Here is a 20,015-nt window from a genome sequence, read left to right on the forward strand (position 1 = left end):
TTCGGCGTGAAAAACGAACATTCAGTTAAATGCGATCAGCAGTTACAGAAAATTATTTTCAAACCGGACGGATTAGCGCGCCGCAGTATGGTGGATGATATGCTGGATCACCTCGGCCAGATGCTCAGGCGGTTCTTGCTGCCCTGACACCCACTGATACAGATCCTGATCGTTTTCACCCAGCAACGCCTCATACAGATCCAGTTCGCCATCATCCATCTGGGTCAGCCTGTCCGAGGCATAGCGGTGCAGGATGATGTCCATCTCTTTGATACCGCGCCGCATCGACCGCATCCCCAACCGCTTGACCCGCACATCCCGCGTTTCCCCCGGACGCGCGCCGGGGGTTTCCTTCAACTGATCCAAGGGCACGCCGGTCATACAGCAGCACCTTCAAGCCGCTTGCGCATACGTTTTTCAAGTCGCCCCAGTTGATCGGCGGACCGGGCCATCTGTGACTTGATGTCTCGGATTTCAAGAAGCAGGTCGCGCACTTCGGGCAGGTCGTCCAGGCTTACAACGGGTTCGGCCACACCTTCCCCCTCGCCGGTTAAAAGCCAGCGCAAGGATACATTCAGCAGTCCCGACAGCATCTGTAGTTTGTTTGCACGCGGTTCGTTCAGGTCATCTTCCCAACCGCGCAAGGTCTTGAGCTTGACGCCGATACGTCGGGCCAGATCATCTTGTGACAGGCCCACCGCCTCGCGGGCGCCTGCCAGTCGGTCGCCAAAGGTTGCGGCCTCTTCCGAGAACCAATTTTCATCCTGTGCTATGTCGTCCATTTGCTTTTCCTAACATTTCAAGCACCACGCTGGGCACCGGGTTCTGGCTTGATTGGTTTCGCGGCTGACCCTAGAAGAACTGGGACCAACTTACAAATCGGGGACACCATGTCTTTCCTTTCTGCGACACTTGATCGCGTAAAACCATCACCGACCATTGCGGTTTCCACACTTGCCGCCGAGTTAAAAGCCGCCGGGCGCGACGTGATCGGGCTTGGCGCGGGCGAGCCGGATTTCGACACGCCGGAAAACATCAAGACGGCGGGCAAGGCGGCGATTGATGCGGGAAAGACGAAATACACAGCGCCTGACGGCATGCCCGAGTTGAAGCAGGCGATATGCGACAAGTTCAAACGCGAAAACGGTTTGGATTACGCGCCGAACCAGATCTCGGTTGGGACGGGTGGCAAGCAGATATTGTACAACGCCTTGATGGCGACCCTGAACCCCGGTGACGAGGTCGTCATCCCCGCCCCCTATTGGGTCAGCTATCCCGATATGGTGTTGTTGGCGGGCGGTGAGCCGGTGATTGTGGAATGTCCGATCGAGACCGGGTTTCGCATGACGGCCGAACAGCTTGAGGCTGCGATCACCCCCAAGACGAAATGGCTGATTTTCAACTCGCCCTCGAACCCGACCGGGGCCGGATACACGCGCAATCAGCTTAAGGCGCTGACCGATGTGTTGATGCGCCATCCGCATGTCTGGGTGATGACCGACGATATGTATGAACACCTTGCCTATGACGGGTTCGAATTCTGCACCCCGGCCGAGGTGGAGCCGCGCCTTTATGATCGCACACTGACCTGCAACGGCGTTTCCAAGGCCTATGCGATGACCGGCTGGCGGATCGGCTATGCGGGCGGTCCGGTTGAATTGATCTCGGCCATGCGGAAAATCCAGTCGCAATCGACCTCGAACCCCTGTTCGATCAGCCAATGGGCTGCGGTCGAGGCGTTGAACGGTCCACAGGACTTCATCGCCGAAAACAACAAAGCCTTCGTGCGTCGCCGCAATCTTGTGGTCGACATGCTGAACGCCGCCGAAGGGCTGGAATGCCCGGTGCCGGACGGGGCGTTCTATGTCTATCCCTCGATCAGAGGCTGTATCGGCAAGACCACGCCTGGGGGAGTCGAAATTACCGACGACGAGGTATTCGCCAAGGCGTTGCTGGAAGAAACCGGCGTGGCTGTCGTATTTGGAGCGGCTTTCGGTCTTAGCCCGAATTTCAGGGTCAGCTATGCCACGTCGGACGGCGCACTGAAAGAAGCCTGCACGCGCATTCAGGCGTTTTGTCAGAGACTTCGCTGATGCACGCCCCATTTCAAGGACAGATCACGGCCAACCTGCCCAGTCGGAGCTTTGACGCCACCCTGACTTTTTACGAAGGTCTTGGGTTTCGTCTGGTGTGGCGCAGCGATGGCTGGATGATCCTTGAAAAAGCTGGAATGAAAGTGGAGTTCTTTCCACATTCCGATCTTGATCCGAAGGCAAGCTGGTTTTCGGCCTGTCTGCGTTTGCCGGACGTTGACGCGCTGCATGATGAGTGGAGCAAGCTGGATATTTCCACCGATGCCGCCGCGATCCCGCGCCTGACCGCCATTGCTGACGTCACTGACATATTGCCTCGAATGTTCTATTTGGTTGATCCCGATGGCAGCCTGTGGCGCGTGATCGAAGACAAGGACATCTGATGAGCATATCCCTGCCCGACTACTACTTTCGAGTGCGCGAGAATGGCGCGTTCGTCTTTCGTGTGAACACCGAAAACCGGCAGCGTCCGCTGGAGCTGGACCAGATTGCCGCGGTGAACATCAAAAATGGCGAGGTCAAACCCCAAGGCGGCTATCAGTTGACCAAGGCGGATCATGCGGCGATTGCCGAATGGATGGCCGATCGGCGGGCCGCACTTGAGGCACGCGAACTGGATGACATTCTGCGCAGCGTGGATCACCTGAACCTGACGGCGCATTGGGCGCAGACCCGAGCCACTCCCGAGGCATTGGAACAGGTGACAGACGCGCTTTTGCTGGCGATGCACGATTTGCGGTCGGTGCTGGTGCGCAAGAAAGCGGACCGCCTGAAACAGGACTAAGCGGCCCGTCCCGACAGCGCACCGCCAATCCGGGACGAGCTTTTCCAAAACCGCCAAGACATGAAAATTCCGGCGCAAACAAGCCCCAGCAGCAGCCCGACCCAGACGCCCACTGCGCCCAAGCCCAACGTGATCCCCAGCACATAGGACATGGTCATCCCCACACCCCAATAGCTGAGCGTGGCGATAATCATCGGCACGCGCGTGTCCTGCACACCCCGCAAAAGCCCCATCGCGATGGCCTGTGCCCCATCAGCGAACTGGAACAGGGCGGCCACGATCAAAAGAACCGTTCCCAGGGCGACAATCTCGTCCCGGCGGACCTCGGCCGGGTTCAGGAACAGCTTGATCATCGGCTCCGGCGCACCAAAGAACAGGATCACGGTCAGGCCGCCAAACACAACCGATGCCAAAGTCACGGCCAGCGCCCCGCGTCGCAGCCCCTGCTCATCCCTGCGGCCCAGCGCCCGCCCGGCTCGGACCGTCGCGGTGTTTGACAGGCCAAGATGCACCATGAAGAACGTCGCGGTGATTTGCAGGGCAATCCCGTGGGCCGCCAGTTCCAGTGTGCCGATCAACCCGACCACGACGGTCGAGGCCGAGAACATCCCAACCTCGGCAAGGGTTGTCAGCCCAATCGGGATGCCAAGTTTCAGAAGGTGACTCAATGCCTCCCAATCCGGTTTCCAAAGCCGCCGGAACAAACTGCTTTCCGCATTCAGTCGCGCGGCATAGACGACCAGCACCAGCCCCGATGCGATCTGGATAACAACCGAGGCAATGGCAGCCCCGCGCACGCCAAGCTCTGGTGCGCCCCAATTGCCGAAGATCAGGGCATAGTTGATAACCCCGTTCATCACGGCGGCCAGCACCGTTGCCCACAGCACGATCCGGGTGTGTTCGAGCGCCGCAAGATAGCTTTTCAGCGCCATCACCAGCAAAGCGGGCACCAGCCCCACCCCGGCAATGCGCAGGTAGTTCTGCGCGATCAGGCTCAGATCAGGATCCTGGCCTATGGCGCGCAAAATAGGCGCAGACATCCACATCAACGGCAACACCAGCAGCGCAAACCCGACCGAGAACCACATGGACATCCGGGTCAGCCTGCGCACGCGCACATCGTCGCGGGCCTCGGACGCCTCGGCAACCATTGGCATCAAGGCCCAAGCCGGCCCCGACCCCATGATCAAGAACATGAAAAAGAAGGTGCCTGCCAGCGTGACGGCGGCCAGTTCTTCGACCCCGTACCAACCCAGCATGATCGTGTCGATGATCTGCACAGCAAACTGCGCAAGATGCGACGCGACAAGCGGAAGGCCCAGAACAAGGACGGCGCGCATGTGCTGTGAAAGGGTGAGGGTTTGCAACATCACCCAGACCTATGCCGGAAAATGTGGCGGGGCAAGACACCGAATACCCCGTGCGTGCGTCCGGTATCAGACTATGTCAACAAGATCAAAAGCGACCGGGAAGGTGTGCCTGTGACGGGAAGCCCGCGCGCGCGCTGGAACGCCTCGATCGCTTGCACGGTCTTGGTGCCGATCACGCCATCGGCTTCCCCCACGTCAAACCCCGCGCGGGTCAGGCCGCGTTGCAGCGCCTTGCGATCATCCAGCGTCAGGCCGTTTTCATCCGGGCCGAACGTGCCGCGCAAAGCCGGGCCGCCCGCCAACCGATCCGACAAATGCCCCACACCGATGATATATTTCTGCGCGTTGTTGTATCGACCCAGCACGGTGTAGTTTTGGTAGACCTCGAACACCGGGCCATTCGCGCCGGCGGGGGTCACGACCTTCCCGCGTCCTGACGGTGCGCGCCCGGTAATTTCGTCCCCCCACCGCTGACCGGTTCGCCAGCCAGACCGACTGAGATAGGCTGCGGTTGAAGCCAGAGCATCCGTCGGATCATCCGACCAGATATCCCTGCGACCATCGCCCCGAAAATCGACGGCATAAGCCAGATACGACGTGGGAATGAACTGGGTGTGACCCATTGCGCCCGCCCAGCTTCCGGTCATGCGCTCGGGTGTTACATCGCCACGTTCCAGAATTTTCAGGGCGGCCATCAACTGCCCTTCGAAGAACTTGCCGCGTCTGCCGTCAAAAGCGAGCGTCGACAGGGCCGAGATCACCGGCACGTCTCCGCGCCGTTCGCCATAACGGCTTTCCAGCCCCCAGACGGCCACGATCACCTCTTTCTCGACGCCATATTTCGCTTCGAGCTGAGACAGTAATCCGGCGTGACGCCGAAGCATATCGCGCCCTTTGGCTATGCGATCATCGGAAGCCGCGATGGCCATATAGTCTTCGAACGAGCGGACAAACTCTGTCTGGTTCCGATCACGCTCAACCACCCCGGGCAGATAGCCGACATTGCGAAAGGCACGGGTGATCGTGGCGCCACCGATACCGTTGGCCATTGCGCGGGCCTTGGCCCCTTGAACCCACGTTTCGAACGCCGGGTTTGGCGTCGATCGTAAAGCTGACCCGGATGCAGGCCGTTGTGTCGACTGCGTCGCTGCGCCAGACTGACACCCGGCGAGGTAAAGACCCGCCAAGCCAAAAGTGAAGAAGCGTCGGGAATGGGTCATTGGACTGTCCTGCTCTTGTTTTGAACCAAGCTTATAGGGCTGCCAAGCGAAGGCAAGCACCGCTTTCGTGATGCGGCAAGAACGGCGGCAAGACGCGAAAAGGGGGCCGCTATCCGGCCCCCTTGGCTGTTCGGTCCAGATGTCCAGCTCAGCTGCTGCGCCGCTGATCCGGATGCAGGCTGGACCCCAAAATATGATCCGCCTTGTGAATCACCTGGCTTGCGTGACCGACGATCAACGGGTCGGGCTCGCCCACCAACTCGTGATCCTTGTCGGGATAATCCAGCGTTGACAGGAAGTGTCGCATACATTCAAGCCGGGCACGTTTCTTGTCGTTTGACTTGATGATCGTCCACGGCGCATCCGCTGTGTGGGTATAGAAGAACATCGCCTCTTTCGCTTCAGTGTAGTCGTCCCATTTCGACAAGGACGCCACATCCACCGGGCTGAGCTTCCACCGCTTCAGGGGATCATCCTTGCGGCTGTCAAAGCGGCGTTTCTGTTCTGGCTGCGTGACCGAGAACCAATATTTGTAAAGCTGGATGCCGGACCGTGTCAGCATCCGTTCAAATTCCGGCGTCTGGCGCATGAATTCAAGGTATTCGTTGGCGTTGCAAAACCCCATGACCCGTTCCACACCGGCGCGATTATACCAAGAGCGGTCATAGAACACCATTTCACCCGAGGTTGGCAGGTGCGAAACATATCGCTGATAGAACCATTCCCCGCGCTCTTTATCTGTTGGCTTGTTCAGCGCGACCACGCGCGCTTCGCGAGGGTTCAAATGCTCCATGAACCGCTTGATCGTTCCACCTTTGCCCGCCGCGTCACGCCCTTCGAACAGCAGCACGAATTTCTGACCGGTCTCACCGACCCAACGCTGCACTTTCAGCAACTCCGCCTGCATCTTCGCTTTGGTCGCTTCGTATTCCCGACGTCCCAGTTTGACCCTGTAGGGATACTTGCCGTTCTCAAACGTCTGACGGATCTTGTCTTCGGTTACGGTCGGAAAACCGCTCTTGCCATTGCGCACTTCTGTCGCAGGTTCCACAGGTGTCCCTGCGGACGGCTGAGCGTTACTGCTCGTAGACTTCGGGGGGGTTTTCGATACAGGGGTTTGCCTTGCTGTCATACGCCAATCTCCTTTTCGGGGTCCGGGAGATTGGTAGCACGTCACCGCGCCAAACGCTTTGATCCGAATCAACGGAATTCGCGGTTTCTCATAGAGAAAGGCCCGCGACGACGCGAGCCTTTCCAGATTAAATGTCCGTTATCCTATACCGGACGATCGACACGCATGGTCACATGGGCCGTGCCCCGCACAGCGCGCGACCATTTCAGTTGCACCTGCTTGAAAGTCGCCCCCTGGTTCACCAGCACATGCGGATTGTCCCAAACCTGATTGTTCGACACATCGCGCAAATCCCCCTCAATCGTAACGCTGGGCACCGTGCGTGCATTGCCCCCAAACGGGAAATAGGCGGACCCGTCCATCGTCCAGGTCGCGGCGGCAGTGTTCTGGTTAAACTCCAACGTCACAGGGGACACGGTCGCTTGCGTCACACCCGTGAAGGCGTTGTTCTCGAACGTCACGTCCTTCATGCTCCAGTAATCCAGACCCGCATGGGTGGTCGAAACACCTTCAACCCGATCAATCGCCCCGGACAGTGTTCGGAATGTATTGTTGGTCACATGCAGGCCTGAGACATAGTGCCCGTCGCCGAAGGGTTTGATCAGGATCCACTTGAACCACGAGGCGACATCATTAGCGGTAAAGATGTTGCCAGTGATCGTCATTCCGCCGAACGAGTATTCAGACCCGTGGTCGGGAAAAGCGTCGTGTTCATTGTTCCATTCGACAAAGCAATTATCGACATAATTACCATTCAGAACAGTCTTGTTGTTCTCGTAGGTGAACACCATACCTGCAACGCGCGGACCGTCTGTGACCTCGTCGCCCTGAAACAGGTGATTGCCCTGAATGATGTGCCCCGATCCATGCAGCACCATCGAGGTGCCCATTCGCTGGAACCGATTGTCGCGAATCTTCGCATCATTGGCGTTCACGTTGAACGCGACGGATTGGCGGGTGGTGGCGGGATCGTTCTGTTCGGACGACACGAACTGGCACCGATCAAGGTGCAAATCCTGACACCCACGCCCGATCGAACTGATGCCGCGATTCTTGGGCTTGATGAAGAAACAATCCTGAAAGACGAAGTTTTCACCGTCCCGCGGCAGCAGCACCGCCGAGGCGTGGGAATTGCACTGAAATTCAACCTCGGTCAGGTTCATGCGGTTCACCTGTGCAAATCCACTGAAATCCAGCACGTATTTATGCCGGGTGAACGTATAGGTCTGGTTGGCGGCCGGTCCCCAAAGCGGTTGGCTCAACTCAACTTCGGATGCACCGATATTCACCTCTTTGACATAGACCTCGCGCCCCACGCCCGCACCTGTCACGACCGATCCCGCCTGAATCGCCGCAATATTGGCGACATTGGTCAGTTTGTAGGGGTTGGCGGGGTTGTATTTGGCCGCCGAACTGGTGCTTTCGCTGTCCCAGGCTGACCCACCAATCACATAGAACTGGCCATTTTTGATCACACGCCGGATCAGGAACGTGTCACCTGCTTCATATGCCGCCTGCATGTCAATCGGCGCGGTCACATCAACGCGCCGACCGCACATGTCCAGAATCTCATGGTCCGCATAGTGCAGCAGCGCCTGAAAGGCCTTGCGAAACCCCAATTCCTCGTCTCCGAAAGCGTCAATATAGGTGGGAAGATCGAAATTGCGGGTCAGCGACAGATAAACATCATCGGCCATTGTCACCGTGCCTTCAAACCGGATGTCGGCGTGAAGCGTCAGGTTTGATCCGATGCGAAAACTGCCGTCCGGCACCAACACCGTGCGCCCGTTGGCCGCCGCATCGGCAGCTTCAAAGGCGGGTTTGTCATCGGTAAGACCATCGCCCGCAGCACCGAAATCGCGCACGTCAACCCAATCCATCATGTCGCGCAGATAGGCCCCGGTCACATCCTCGACCACCAGGTCGTCAATCCGCACCACGCCGCCGTTTGACCCGATCAGATCAAGCCCGACATGGGCATAGGCCACATCGCCCCCCCAAATGATATCGACACCGTTGCGGCTGCCTGATCCGATGATGGCTGACACTTCGACAACTTCGCCATATGTGCTCAACGCTGTCACCGGTCCAGTTTCCAGATTGCCCACGGCATATGACCCACCAGATTGCGCAGGCCATGCCGCCACGCGTATCGACGGCAACGGACCAGAGATCGCCTTTACCTTTGCAGACACCCGCAGATAGCAGCCTTGCTCATAGGGTGTCTGCCCCATATAGCGCAGCTTTTGAGTGGTCTCGTTTTTCAGAAGCTCCAGACACCCATCGAAATCCTGATCCGCCGGAACCAAGGCAGCATTGCCCGCGCCTGCATATGTCTGCGAACCCGGTGTCCCGTCCTCGTTCGACCAGACCGTCAATCCATCTTCGAATGCGGGGGGCATGAAAACCACCCCATCGGTAAGTGCCTTGTTCATTGATTTCCCTTTCAGGTCCAGACATGCAAACCCCTTCGGCCATGCGTCATGATCGCATGCACCATTGCGTCAGGCGCGACGGGGCAGAAAACGCCGAAAGAGCTATCAACCAGCAGTTAACGAAACAGAACAGCAGCGTGCGCTGTTTTGGTTGCGCAACGCAAAACGGCGCACCGATCAGGCGCGCCGCTTGAAGGTTTCGAATCTGAAAAACCCTACTTCATCAACTCACCCGCAAGCCCCTGATCAATCAAGGTTGCAGTTTCTTCCGCGCCGTAAAGGGCTGCAAAACTGCCAAACCGAGGGCCTTGGCTTGCCCCCAGCAACACCTCGTACAGCGCCTTGAACCAGTCGCGCAGATTTTCGAACCCGTGCAGCTTGCCGACAGCAAAGACAATGGATTGCAGAAACTCTTCCGAGGTGAAGTCAACATCGGGCGCAGGATCGTCATTGCCCATCTGGGCATTCTTGCGGGCAATCACATCCAGCGCGGTCTGTCCATCGCGGAAAGCTGCGGCCAGTTCCTCCATTGCGACGCGTTCCTGATCGGTTGGCGTGCGGAAAGTCCGCGCCGGGGCCACGAAATCCTGGAAGTATTTCACGGCGTAACCGGCGGCAGCGTCCAGATCGGGATGTGTTTCCGCGGACGCGTCTGGCGCATATCGCTTGATAAAGCCCCACAACTGATCCTTGTCATCCGCCGATGCAACCGACGCGAGGTTCAGCAGCATCGAGAACGAAACAACCATGTTGGATTGCGGCACGTCGCCGCCATGGATGTGCCAAACGGGGTTGTTCAACTGCCCCTTCAGGTCTTGCTGGTGATAGGCGTTCAGTTGCTGGTGATATTCATCCATTGCCTTGGGAATCACGTCAAAATGCATCCGCTTCGCCGTTTTCGGCTTGAGATACATGAAATACGCAAGACTCTCGGTCGAGGCATAGGTCAGCCATTCGTCGATTGACACGCCATTGCCGCTTGTCTTTGAAATCTTCTGACCGCTCTCATCCAGAAACAGCTCATAGGTGAAATGCTCGGGCGCTGGCCAGCCAAGGATCCGGCAAATCTTGTCATAGATCGGCGTGTTGGTGCTGTGATCCTTGCCATACATCTCGAAATCAACTTCCAGCGCGGCCCAACGCGCGCCGAAATCAGGTTTCCATTGCAACTTCACATTGCCGCCAGTCACCGGCAGCGTCCATTCGCGCCCGTCTTCGTCATCGAAGGTGATCGTGTGATCGCTCGCGTTGACCTCCTTCATCGGCACATACAGCACCCGCCCCGTTTCCGGGTGTATTGGCAGGAAAATGGAATAGGTCTGACGGCGTTCTTCACGCAGGGATTTCAGCATCACCTCCATGATCTCGTCGTATTTCTCGACCGCCCGCTTCAACACCTCGTCAAACTGGCCAGAGCCATAGAAATCCGTGGCCGAATAGAACTCGTACTCAAAGCCGAAGGTGTCAAGGAACCGGCGCAGCATGGCGTTGTTGTGATGGCCAAAGCTCTCATACTCGCCAAACGGATCGGGGACTGAGGTCAGCGGTTTTTGCAGATGCGCCTGCAACCCGTCTGCATTGGGCACATTGCCGGGAATTTTGCGCATCCCATCCAGATCGTCAGAGAAGCAGATCAGCTTGGTAGGGATGTCGGAAATCACCTCGAATGCTCGCTGGATCATGGTGGTTCGCGCGACCTCGCCAAAGGTGCCGATATGGGGCAGACCGGACGGCCCGTAACCCGTTTCGAACAGCACAAACCCCTTCTTGGGCGGCGCCTTCTGATAGCGTTTGAGCACCCGGCGCGCCTCTTCAAAGGGCCAGGCTTTCGAACTCATCGCGGCGTCTCGCATCTCGGACATGTGCTTTTTCCTTATGTGGCGCGGACATCCGGTCTGCGCTGCTTTGTCGCTAGGTGTTCTCCCTATTGCGATGGGCGCGCCGGGTCAATATTCTGCACCGCAACAGACAGGAGCATGTCCATTGCAACAGACCCCCCATTCCATGACCGCCGAAGACAGCCTGATCGCTGTAATGGTCGCCGTATCGGCGTCGGACGAAAAGATCACTTCAGCCGAGTTGGTCACGATCGAAAGCATCGTGAACCATTTGCCGGTGTTTGCGAAATACGATCCGGATCGCATCAAGACCGTATCGCAGACGGTGTTTGACCTGTTCGGGGTTGAAGATGGTTTGGACGCCCTGTTCGGGCTTGTTCGGGAAAACCTGCCTGAACCTCTTTGGGAAACCGCCTACGCGCTGGCCTGCGACGTGGCTGCGGCGGACGGCGAACTTCAGGGTCCCGAACTGCGCATACTGGAAGAAATACGTTACGAACTGAACATCGAGCGTTTGCACGCAGCGGCCATTGAACGTGGCGCCCGCGCACGGCATATGACACTCTGAACAGCCGATCTGAGCGGTGTCTCGTGTCCGAGTCGCACCCGTTCTCGCTCTGAACCAACTCGCCGTCCTGAAAGGATCGAAATGCTCGACCAGTTCGACATCACCAATCGCTGGCCTGCGAAGGACTCCAGCGTCATTCAACTTTATTCGCAGACAACTCCGAATGGCATCAAGGCTTCAGCCATGCTGGAAGAAACCGGACTTCCCTATGAAGCGCATTTGGTCAGGTTTGAAACCGAAGATCAGTTTACGCCAGAGTTTCTGTCGTTGAACCCCAACAACAAGATCCCGGCGATCATCGACCCCAACGGACCGGACGGCAAACCCCTGCCGTTGTGGGAAAGTGGTGCAATCCTTATTTATCTGGCTGAAAAGTCGGGAAAACTTCTTCCAACGGACATGGCAAAGCGCACAGAAGTGCTTCAGTGGCTGATGTGGCAAATGGGCGGTTTCGGGCCGATGCTTGGGCAGTTTGGCTTTTTCTATGCGTATGGCGGCAAAGAGATCGAAGACCCCCGCCCGCTGGACCGATATAGAACCGAAGCGAAACGCCTGTTATCCGTTCTGGACAATCGTCTTGAAGGCCGCTCAGTCGTTGCAGGCGACGACTATTCGATTGCCGATATTGCAATCTGGCCTTGGGTGCGCACATTGTTTACCAGCTACAAAGCCGCCGACGCTTTGGGGCTTGAGCATTATGCGAATGTTTTGCGCTGGCATACGGACTGTGCTGACCGCCCGGCCTCGCAAGCAGCCATCAATATCCCACCACGTCCTTAGAATCTGTCGTAACTCTGTTATCGCCAAGGGGGCGATCCGCCCCCTTAGGTGCCATATTCCAATGCCCAGCGCGACAAGAGTTGATGCTGCAAGACACGCGATCGCCGGCTCCATCCTTTAGCCCCTTTGGGTCGTTCGCGTTCTGCCTTGGGGATCGCCGCGCGCCGCTCCATATCCGCGGTAAAGATCGCAAAGATCAGCGGTCTTCCGTCAGGGGCGGTCAGGTATCCCGCCAGCGTGCTGACAAAGTTCAGCGTGCCGGTTTTCGCTTTGATGGAATAGGCTGCGTCATTGATCGGGCGCCCCATCTCGTCCAATGGTGTCACATCCTTCATCAACTCTCGCAGATAACCATTCGGTCCAGCGCTTGCCAGGGCTTTCACCATATCATTTGCGGACACACGCGACTGATCGCTCAGCCCGCTATGGTCTTGAAAGAATGCACGCCTCGCCCCAAGCTCTGAGTTCATCCAATCGGCCATAGCCGCACCTGATTCCATCAGACTGCCCGGCACGCTGCCGCGCGACGCACTGGCAGATAGCCCGATCAACTCGGCGGTCAGGTTGGTTGAGTATTTCAACATCCCCTGCGCCACGTCCCTGAGCGGTCGCGAGCGATGCGAGGCCAGAATCGTCCCCTCCAGCCTGTCAGATCGCGCTTTCGGGCTTGGCAGTCGGATGCCTTCGCCGCGGGCCAAAATCTGAAAAACTTCGCCCGTATAGATGTCTGGGCGACGCACAGGGAGCCACCGCGATCCACCCTTCCCCAGCGCCCCGCGCGCCACCGTCCAATAGTCGATGCCCTTGGCATCTTCATAGGTATAGATCGGGACTTTGCGGTCAATGATCTGCATCTGCGCCATTTTCACGGCCGGACGTAACTGATCGGATCGCGCCTCCATGGACACATCGAAATCCTCACCTGCGCGTTTCCATTCGAAATGCACACGGTTGTAATTCAGGTTCAAGCCCGAAACGGCGGGGTTGTATCCCAGATGATCCGGTTGCCCCGGATCAATCATCCTTTGATAGGGTAGTCCGTGGCCATCAACGATGAAATCACCCTTGATCGTCATGACATTTTTCTGCTTCAGCGACTTCACCAACGCCGCCAGTGCATTGGTATCCAGCGTCGGATCACCGCCGCCAACCAAGACAAGATCACCTTGCACGACTCCAGCCTCAACCGGGCCGGTGGCAATCACCCGCGTCTCAAAGCTGTGTTCAAGACCCAGCGACGAGATACCGTAAACTGCGGTGATTGCCTTCGCGACACTTGCAGGGGGCAAAGGCAATACCGGGCTGTGCGCTTCAAGGATCAAGCCTGTCTTGGCTTCAGCCACCACAAAGCCGATCTTGCCCCCAAGATTTGCATCGGCGATCAGCGCATCCGCCGACGGGATCAGCCGTTCTGAGAAATCGAGGAGCTTGGGGGCTGGCCGGATCGAACGTTCGGGGGCGTTTGCAAAGACAGGGCTGGCCAGACTTGCGCCCAGCCCTCCCAATAATGCACGCCTCGAAATTGCTTTGACCATAGGCGAATTAAATCGCGTGGGCGATCACAGGGCAACCCGATTTATCGTGATCGCCGATTCGGGGCGACAGTCTCTCAACCGTGAAACGTGCCGCGTCACCAATCGCCACGCGCACGGATTTGCGATGATGAGATGTCGACCATCGGCACGTTGATCAGGGACCATGCAGGTGCCTCGGCCCAAGCCAGACACCGCGCCAATCGCCCTGGTATTTTTGCGTGCTCAAACCGTTTGGCCGCGGGCGATGTTCGTGCAGCCACCCGGTCGCCTGGCCGGGCGATCACGCCGATGGGTACATTGGCCATGATCCACTCCCAACGCTCCCACCGATGAAAGGTCGCGAGATTGTCTGCCCCCATCAGCCAGACAAATCGAACGCCCGGATACATATGTTGCAACGTTTGCAGTGTTTCAGCGGTATAGCGCGTTTGGGTGTGGCGTTCGATATCTGTTACCTCGACACGTGGATGCTGCATGACGAGGCGTGCGCGCTCCAACCGCGACGCGATGGGTGCTGGCCCGTTCTTCTTAAGCGGATTGCCAGGCGTCACCAGCCACCAGACCCGATCCAGTCCAAAACGTTTCAACGCCTCGCGCGTGATATGGGCATGACCACGATGGGCCGGATCGAAAGACCCGCCCAGCAGACCGATGACCTGACCAGGTCGCGCATATGGCAAATCGTAACGCATAAGAATGCCTGTATTCGTCGCAACCAAAACGATGCGCCCTCAGTCGATCTCGGCGGAGCGTGCCCACAGGTTTACGGTCTCTTCGCTGATACTTGCATCGATCTCATCCAGCTCTGCTTGGCTAAAATCCAAACGACCAATCGCGCCGACACAGTCCAAAACCTGTTCCGGCCGCGACGCCCCGATCAGGGCGGTGGTGATCCCGCCATCGCGAAGCACCCATGCCAGCGCCATCTGCGCCAGCGTCTGGCCCCGGCGTTCGGCAATATCGGCAAGTGCGCGTAGGCTGTTGACGACATTTTCCGACACCAGTTCGGGTGCCAGTGACTTGCCTTGGCTGGCGCGGCTATCTGCCGGTATCCCTTTCAGATACTTGCCCGTCAGCAACCCCTGCGCCAAGGGAGTGAATGCGATGGATCCAACGCCAAGCTCGGCCAATGTCTCCTTCAACCCGTCCCGTTCGACCCAACGGTTCAGCATGTTGTAGCTGGGCTGGTGGATCAGGCACGGCGTGCCCAGATCATTCAGGATCGCCACAGCCTCGCGCGTGCGCTGACTGTTGTAACTTGAAATACCCGCGTAAAGCGCACGACCCGAGCGCACGATGTGATCCAGCGCGCCCATGGTTTCTTCCAGTGGCGTATCGGGATCAAACCGGTGGCTGTAGAAAATATCGACGTAGTCCACCCCCATCCGCTTCAGGCTTTGATCACATGACGCAACAAGATACTTCCGGCTGCCCCATTCACCATACGGCCCGGGCCACATGTCATATCCGGCCTTCGAACTGATGATCAGTTCGTCACGCAAGCCCGCAAAGTCCGTCCGCAAAATCTCACCAAACGCCTGTTCCGCGCTACCGTAGGGTGGGCCATAGTTGTTCGCCAAATCGAAATGCGTGATGCCGTTGTCGAACGCCGCCCGGCATATCGCCTGCTTGGTCGCGTGTGGAAAGTCATGCCCGAAATTGTGCCACAGCCCCAGACTGATCGCGGGCAGCTTCATACCCGACCGACCACAGCGCCGATATTCCATCTTTTCATAGCGATCTTCGGCCGGGTGATAAGTCATGATAGCTCCTTCGGGATTGCCCTGCCCCCTTTGTCTGGCTAAGACAACCGGAAGTCAAACGCGAGGACACATCCCATGGCCGCTTATCAATATGTTTACCACATGGACGGGGTTTCAAAGACCTATCCGGGTGGCAAGAAATGCTTTGAAAACATCCGCCTGAGCTTCCTGCCCGGCGTGAAAATCGGCGTGGTCGGCGTGAACGGCACCGGTAAATCGACGCTGATGCGGATCATGGCGGGCATCGACAAGGATTTTCAGGGCGAGGCGTGGGCGGCCGAAGGCGCGAAAGTCGGTTATCTGCCACAGGAACCCGAACTGGACCCGTCGCTGGACGTGCGCGGCAATGTCATGCAGGGCGTGGCCGAAAAGAAAGCGATCCTTGAACGCTATAACGAACTCGCCATGAACTACTCGGACGAAACAGCCGAGGAAATGGCCAAGCTGCAAGACGAGATCGACGCCCAGAACCTGTGGGATCTGGACGCACAGATCGATGTGTCGATGGAGGCGCTGCGCTGCCCCCCCGATGACGCAGACGTCACCAAGCTGTCAGGCGGTGAAAAACGCCGCGTGGCGTTGTGCAAGCTGCTGCTTGAAGCCCCCGACATGCTGCTGCTTGACGAACCGACCAACCACCTGGACGCCGAAACCATCGCGTGGCTGCAACAGCACCTCATTGACTACAAGGGCACCATCCTGATCGTCACCCACGACCGCTATTTCCTTGACGATATCACCGGCTGGATTCTGGAACTCGACCGCGGGTCAGGCATTCCTTACGAAGGCAACTACTCGGCGTGGCTTGAACAGAAGGCCAAACGGCTGGCGCAGGAAGCGCGTGAAGACAAATCCAAGCAGAAAACGCTTGAACGCGAGTTGGAATGGATGCGTCAGGGTGCGAAAGCCCGTCAGGCGAAATCCAAGGCCCGGATCAACGCCTATAACGAAATGGCCAGCCAGTCCGAGCGTGACAAGGTGGGCCGCGCCCAGATCGTCATCCCCAACGGCCCCCGCCTTGGGTCAAAGGTGATCGAGGTCGAAGGCCTGAAAAAACACATGGGCGACAAGCTGTTGATCGAAAACCTGTCCTTCAGCATTCCCCCCGGCGGCATTGTCGGCGTGATCGGCCCCAACGGCGCGGGTAAATCGACCCTGTTCAAAATGATCACCGGGCAAGAGACACCGGACGACGGCACGATTGAACTGGGCGATACGGTGAAGCTGTCCTATGTCGACCAGTCGCGCGACGACCTGAACCCGAATGAAACCGTGTGGGAAGCCATTTCCGGCGGCGCCGAGCTGATCGAACTGGGTGACGCGCAAGTCAATTCAAGAGCTTATTGTTCGTCCTTCAACTTCAAGGGCGGTGATCAGCAGAAGAAACTGTCGCTGTTGTCGGGTGGGGAGCGCAACCGGGTCCACATGGCGCGGCTTCTGAAAGAGGGAGGCAACGTCCTGCTGCTCGACGAACCGACCAACGACCTTGACGTCGAGACCCTCCGCGCGCTGGAAGACGCGCTGGTCGACTTCGCCGGCTGCGCCGTCGTCATCTCGCACGACCGCTTCTTCCTTGACCGTATCTGCACCCACATCCTGGCCTTCGAAGGCGAGGCGCATGTGGAGTGGTTCGAAGGCAATTTCAAGGATTACGAAGAGGACAAGAAACGGCGGTTGGGACCGGACGCGCTGGAGCCCAAGCGGTTGAAGCATAAGAAGTTTACGAGGTGAAAGAGCGGCCCCTTCGGGGCCGTTTTTTAATGGTGTAATCACTCAGCGTATCAGCTTATGAACATATCAATTCAGCAAATTCAGAACCGTCTGAACGATCACCTTTTCAAGGACAGAATCCTCGATAATAGTTTTCGAGGATTCTGGTGCGAAGCGATGGTCGCACAAGCTTTGGGACAAAGGTGCGCAATTGTTGGAGATGGTTGGTTCCCATGGGACCTTCAAATCGGCCCGCTTACAGCTAATTTTCCAGATCGAGTTCGAGTACAGGTAAAGAACACTGCTCGCCTTCAGCCTTGGAACCTTCACGATGGAATTCAATCCAAAGCCAGCTTTAACCTAACTTACCGAAATCTACCAAAGTCTCTTAGGTTCGAGGAGCGTGGCATTCCATGCGAGTCGCGCGGGTTTCTTTGTGATGCATTCATCCTATGCGAGCATCCAGAAAACGATCCAAGACGAGCTAATCAGAAAGACCCAAGCCAGTGGCGGTTCTATGTCCTTCCGGTTCGCGGACCAAATAGCGCCGTAACGGAAACGGAAATGCAGTATCTCGAAGGAAGGCTCGCGGCTGGCAGCACAAGCGCGAGCACTCAACGGCATCCAAGAACGCTTGCAAAGGGAATTCGTGGACGTCCTCAAATTCATTCGATTGGTATCGCTGAACTAACACTTCGCAATCTGAAACAGGCGCTTGAATTGGCCTGAGGTCGGAAGCTTTTAGATGTAGGACAACGCCTGACCCTGGGTGGGCGGAACGCCCTCCCGTGAGGAGGGTCGGGCGCAGTCCAGTCTATCGACCGGACGGAGACTCACAGATAAAGTCCACCAGTCTTTCGCCATACACACCTGACCTTTCCGTCAAGTAGACCACCCTCCCCCCGACCTCCTAAAATTCCCCCATTAAGAAGAGGGGGAAACATTATGAAAAGACGGGTTTTTCTGGCGCTGACGGGCGCTGGCATTGTCACCGCGTGCGCACGTCAGGGGCGTCAGAGATTGGCGCCAAACACGACACTGATCATCGTTCGGCACGGGGATCGAACCGGGTCTGACCTGAACGACACAGGCCGCGCGCGGGCAAAGGCTTTGGTCGGCGCGTTGGATGGGATCAAAATCGACGCGATCTATGCGCCAAGTGTAGAGCGCAATCTGGACACGGCTCAGCCGCTTGCCACCAACCGCAATCTGCCCATCGACCGCCTGCCCGCAGATGGGATGGCCACACGGTTGATCACCCAGTCCGCAGGAAAAACCGTGCTCTGGGTCGGCAACAAGGGCAACCTGCGCGAGATTTGGGAAGCGTTGGGCGCGGGAGGCGAACCACCGCTCAATTACGGCGACCTGTTTATCGTGACGTCCGACAAGTTCGGGGGGGTGCACATCGACCGGCGACAACATGGTCCGGCTGTTTAGGTCAATCTTTCCCCACCGCCACCGGCTGCCCATCCTCATCCAGCGCCACAAACACGAATACACCTTCTGTCACCTTGTGACGCTCGCCAAGGCGGTCGCGTTTGACCCAGGCTTCCAACTCGATTGACATCGACGTGGTTCCGACCCGGCCAACGCGACCATAGATGCATAAGACATCGCCCACTTTCACTGGCTGGATGAATTTCATTGCGTTCACGGCCACCGTGGCCACGCGGCCCTGGGCGCGTTCGCCCGCGATGATGCCACCGGCGATGTCCATCTGGCTCATCACCCAGCCGCCGAAAATATCGCCCGCCGTATTGGTGTCTTTGGGCATCGCCAGCGTGCGCAGGATAATCTCGCCTTCGGGGGCGGCGTGTTGATCGCTCATGGGAACCTCGTTCAGGATTGGACCTTCCCATGGGTAAGGCGCAGGCAATCACGACGCAAGCGGATCACTGCATCATTCCGCCGTGGCCACCATGCGAAGCTCGTTCAACAGGTCCAGCAGCGTTTCCATCTTCTCATGCCCGAACCGGTTCTCAAGATCCTCATAGATCTTCGCAGCCTTACCCGACATCTGAGTGTATTTCGCGCTGCCCGCGGGCGCGATCTGTACCTTGCGGCGACGCCCATCACTGTCGTCCACCCGTTCTATCAACTCTCGTTCCGTCAGGTTTTTCAGGATGCGGCTCAGGCTGGGGGGCATCAGCACGCAGCGTTCCGCCAATTCCGTCGCACAACAGGCTTTGCCCTCGGCCAGCACCCGGATCACGCGCCATTGCTGCACCGTCAGGTCGATCTGGTCCAGCTCGTGACGAAAGGGTTTCAAGGTGGCTTCACGCGCGTGAAGCAGTGCGATGGGAAGGGCGCGTTCAAGTTTTCTCATTCCGGTTCCTTTTCGCGGAGGGCCGCGTGGATACTGCTCCAGCTTTTGCGGCTGAAGCGGGTTTCGATGTCCTGAACCTCAAGACTTAAGATGAACGGCGTATCGCCCATCTGCGGGCGCAAGGCAGCCTCAACCGCCGCATAAAGCAGGTCAGCGATGGCGTCGCGCGTCGCCTCGTCCCGACCCTGGCCAAGCCTGAGGATCATGTCGAGGAAGTGATACCCGCCTGCCCCGTCGCCGATGGCGTCAACATCCGCTTCGAACCCGCGCACGCGGATGCCGCCAACCGGGCAATGCCCGGTGGCGACGAGGGTCGCGCGCATGGTTTCGGCAAGGGTTTGCAGGTCCGCCTGCTGGCCCAGCCCGGTGCTGTATTCGAACGACAGGTGTGGCATGGTCACTCCTTAACACTGGCAGTAAATACCTGCGACACTGGAAAAGCAATTCATTGTGGGTGCAAC

The 20,015-nt window shown here is 57.9% G+C and carries 20 protein-coding genes; 7 read left to right on the forward strand and 13 right to left on the reverse strand.

The window, feature by feature from the left end; translation table 11 throughout:
• Nucleotides 1–72 precede the first annotated feature (72 nt).
• The gene (locus BMY55_RS11210) at nucleotides 73–381 is read right to left on the reverse strand and encodes a succinate dehydrogenase assembly factor 2 (RefSeq protein ID WP_091430680.1); all 309 of its coding nucleotides are present in this window, start codon (nucleotides 379–381) and stop codon (nucleotides 73–75) included.
• Nucleotides 378–773 carry a helix-turn-helix domain-containing protein gene (locus BMY55_RS11215; RefSeq protein WP_177179384.1) on the reverse strand — a complete coding sequence of 132 codons (396 nt, stop codon included), beginning with the start codon at nucleotides 771–773 and terminating at the stop codon, nucleotides 378–380. Before BMY55_RS11215 ends, BMY55_RS11210 begins: the two co-directional genes overlap by 4 nt.
• 117 nt (nucleotides 774–890) lie before the next feature.
• Here BMY55_RS11215 and BMY55_RS11220 point away from each other — a divergent pair, with 117 nt between their 5' ends.
• The 3 genes from BMY55_RS11220 to BMY55_RS11230 are packed head-to-tail and all read left to right on the forward strand — an operon-like array spanning nucleotide 891 to nucleotide 2,877.
• Complete coding sequence (locus tag BMY55_RS11220; RefSeq protein WP_091430683.1) at nucleotides 891–2,093, forward strand: pyridoxal phosphate-dependent aminotransferase; 1,203 nt, start codon at nucleotides 891–893, stop codon at nucleotides 2,091–2,093.
• Entirely contained in the window at nucleotides 2,093–2,476 is a 384-nt protein-coding gene (locus tag BMY55_RS11225) for a bleomycin resistance protein (RefSeq protein ID WP_091430685.1), read from the forward strand. Before BMY55_RS11220 ends, BMY55_RS11225 begins: the two co-directional genes overlap by 1 nt.
• The gene (locus BMY55_RS11230; protein WP_091430687.1) at nucleotides 2,476–2,877 is read left to right on the forward strand and encodes a hypothetical protein; all 402 of its coding nucleotides are present in this window, start codon (nucleotides 2,476–2,478) and stop codon (nucleotides 2,875–2,877) included. Before BMY55_RS11225 ends, BMY55_RS11230 begins: the two co-directional genes overlap by 1 nt.
• On the opposite strand, the gene BMY55_RS11235 is transcribed toward BMY55_RS11230, so the two are convergent.
• The 5 genes from BMY55_RS11235 to BMY55_RS11255 all read right to left on the reverse strand — a co-directional run bounded on the left by BMY55_RS11235 (nucleotide 2,874) and on the right by BMY55_RS11255 (nucleotide 10,896).
• Nucleotides 2,874–4,217: an MATE family efflux transporter gene (locus tag BMY55_RS11235; protein WP_245744722.1), complete on the reverse strand. Its 1,344-nt coding sequence runs from the start codon at nucleotides 4,215–4,217 to the stop codon at nucleotides 2,874–2,876. The two genes, BMY55_RS11230 and BMY55_RS11235, sit on opposite strands and share 4 nt — an antisense overlap.
• A gap of 101 nt (nucleotides 4,218–4,318) precedes the next feature.
• Nucleotides 4,319–5,467, reverse strand: a complete 1,149-nt coding sequence (locus tag BMY55_RS11240) for a lytic murein transglycosylase (RefSeq protein WP_091432434.1) — start codon at nucleotides 5,465–5,467, stop codon at nucleotides 4,319–4,321.
• A 148-nt stretch (nucleotides 5,468–5,615) separates the two neighbouring features.
• Complete coding sequence (gene ppk2, locus BMY55_RS11245; RefSeq protein ID WP_245744723.1) at nucleotides 5,616–6,518, reverse strand: polyphosphate kinase 2; 903 nt, start codon at nucleotides 6,516–6,518, stop codon at nucleotides 5,616–5,618.
• A gap of 224 nt (nucleotides 6,519–6,742) precedes the next feature.
• Complete coding sequence (locus BMY55_RS11250) at nucleotides 6,743–9,034, reverse strand: glycosyl hydrolase family 28-related protein (RefSeq protein WP_091430694.1); 2,292 nt, start codon at nucleotides 9,032–9,034, stop codon at nucleotides 6,743–6,745.
• A gap of 215 nt (nucleotides 9,035–9,249) precedes the next feature.
• Entirely contained in the window at nucleotides 9,250–10,896 is a 1,647-nt protein-coding gene (locus BMY55_RS11255; protein WP_091430696.1) for a lysine--tRNA ligase, read from the reverse strand.
• A 142-nt stretch (nucleotides 10,897–11,038) separates the two neighbouring features.
• Here BMY55_RS11255 and BMY55_RS11260 point away from each other — a divergent pair, with 142 nt between their 5' ends.
• Nucleotides 11,039–11,440, forward strand: coding sequence for a tellurite resistance TerB family protein (locus BMY55_RS11260; protein ID WP_245744724.1), 402 nt, complete (start codon nucleotides 11,039–11,041; stop codon nucleotides 11,438–11,440).
• A gap of 81 nt (nucleotides 11,441–11,521) precedes the next feature.
• A complete protein-coding gene (locus BMY55_RS11265; RefSeq protein WP_091430698.1) occupies nucleotides 11,522–12,220 on the forward strand; it encodes a glutathione binding-like protein in 699 nt (232 codons plus the stop codon).
• Between the two features lie 44 nt (nucleotides 12,221–12,264).
• On the opposite strand, the gene dacB is transcribed toward BMY55_RS11265, so the two are convergent.
• From dacB to mgrA, 3 genes are all read right to left on the reverse strand, one after another.
• Entirely contained in the window at nucleotides 12,265–13,755 is a 1,491-nt protein-coding gene (gene dacB / locus BMY55_RS11270) for a D-alanyl-D-alanine carboxypeptidase/D-alanyl-D-alanine endopeptidase (RefSeq protein ID WP_091430699.1), read from the reverse strand.
• A gap of 95 nt (nucleotides 13,756–13,850) precedes the next feature.
• Nucleotides 13,851–14,447: a nicotinate-nucleotide adenylyltransferase gene (locus BMY55_RS11275; protein ID WP_091430701.1), complete on the reverse strand. Its 597-nt coding sequence runs from the start codon at nucleotides 14,445–14,447 to the stop codon at nucleotides 13,851–13,853.
• A 39-nt stretch (nucleotides 14,448–14,486) separates the two neighbouring features.
• Nucleotides 14,487–15,518: an L-glyceraldehyde 3-phosphate reductase gene (mgrA, locus tag BMY55_RS11280; RefSeq protein WP_091430703.1), complete on the reverse strand. Its 1,032-nt coding sequence runs from the start codon at nucleotides 15,516–15,518 to the stop codon at nucleotides 14,487–14,489.
• 75 nt (nucleotides 15,519–15,593) lie between these two features.
• Between mgrA and ettA the strand changes: the two genes are divergently transcribed.
• Both ettA and BMY55_RS11290 read left to right on the forward strand, forming a co-directional pair.
• Nucleotides 15,594–17,249: an energy-dependent translational throttle protein EttA gene (gene ettA, locus BMY55_RS11285; RefSeq protein WP_091430705.1), complete on the forward strand. Its 1,656-nt coding sequence runs from the start codon at nucleotides 15,594–15,596 to the stop codon at nucleotides 17,247–17,249.
• Nucleotides 17,250–18,173: 924 nt separating this feature from the next.
• Complete coding sequence (locus BMY55_RS11290; protein WP_091430707.1) at nucleotides 18,174–18,665, forward strand: histidine phosphatase family protein; 492 nt, start codon at nucleotides 18,174–18,176, stop codon at nucleotides 18,663–18,665.
• Nucleotide 18,666: 1 nt separating this feature from the next.
• On the opposite strand, the gene yciA is transcribed toward BMY55_RS11290, so the two are convergent.
• The 3 genes from yciA to BMY55_RS11305 form a co-directional block, all read right to left on the reverse strand.
• Nucleotides 18,667–19,056, reverse strand: a complete 390-nt coding sequence (gene yciA / locus BMY55_RS11295) for an acyl-CoA thioester hydrolase YciA (RefSeq protein ID WP_177179330.1) — start codon at nucleotides 19,054–19,056, stop codon at nucleotides 18,667–18,669.
• A gap of 72 nt (nucleotides 19,057–19,128) precedes the next feature.
• Nucleotides 19,129–19,554, reverse strand: a complete 426-nt coding sequence (gene hpaR, locus BMY55_RS11300) for a homoprotocatechuate degradation operon regulator HpaR (RefSeq protein WP_091430708.1) — start codon at nucleotides 19,552–19,554, stop codon at nucleotides 19,129–19,131.
• Nucleotides 19,551–19,949 (reverse strand): 5-carboxymethyl-2-hydroxymuconate Delta-isomerase, encoded by a 399-nt coding sequence (locus BMY55_RS11305; protein WP_091430710.1) that lies wholly within the window; start codon nucleotides 19,947–19,949, stop codon nucleotides 19,551–19,553. The genes hpaR and BMY55_RS11305 overlap by 4 nt, the downstream gene beginning before the upstream one ends.
• Nucleotides 19,950–20,015 lie beyond the last annotated feature (66 nt).

The sequence above is a fragment of the Aliiroseovarius sediminilitoris genome (assembly GCF_900109955.1).
Classification (GTDB): Bacteria; Pseudomonadota; Alphaproteobacteria; order Rhodobacterales; family Rhodobacteraceae; genus Aliiroseovarius; species Aliiroseovarius sediminilitoris.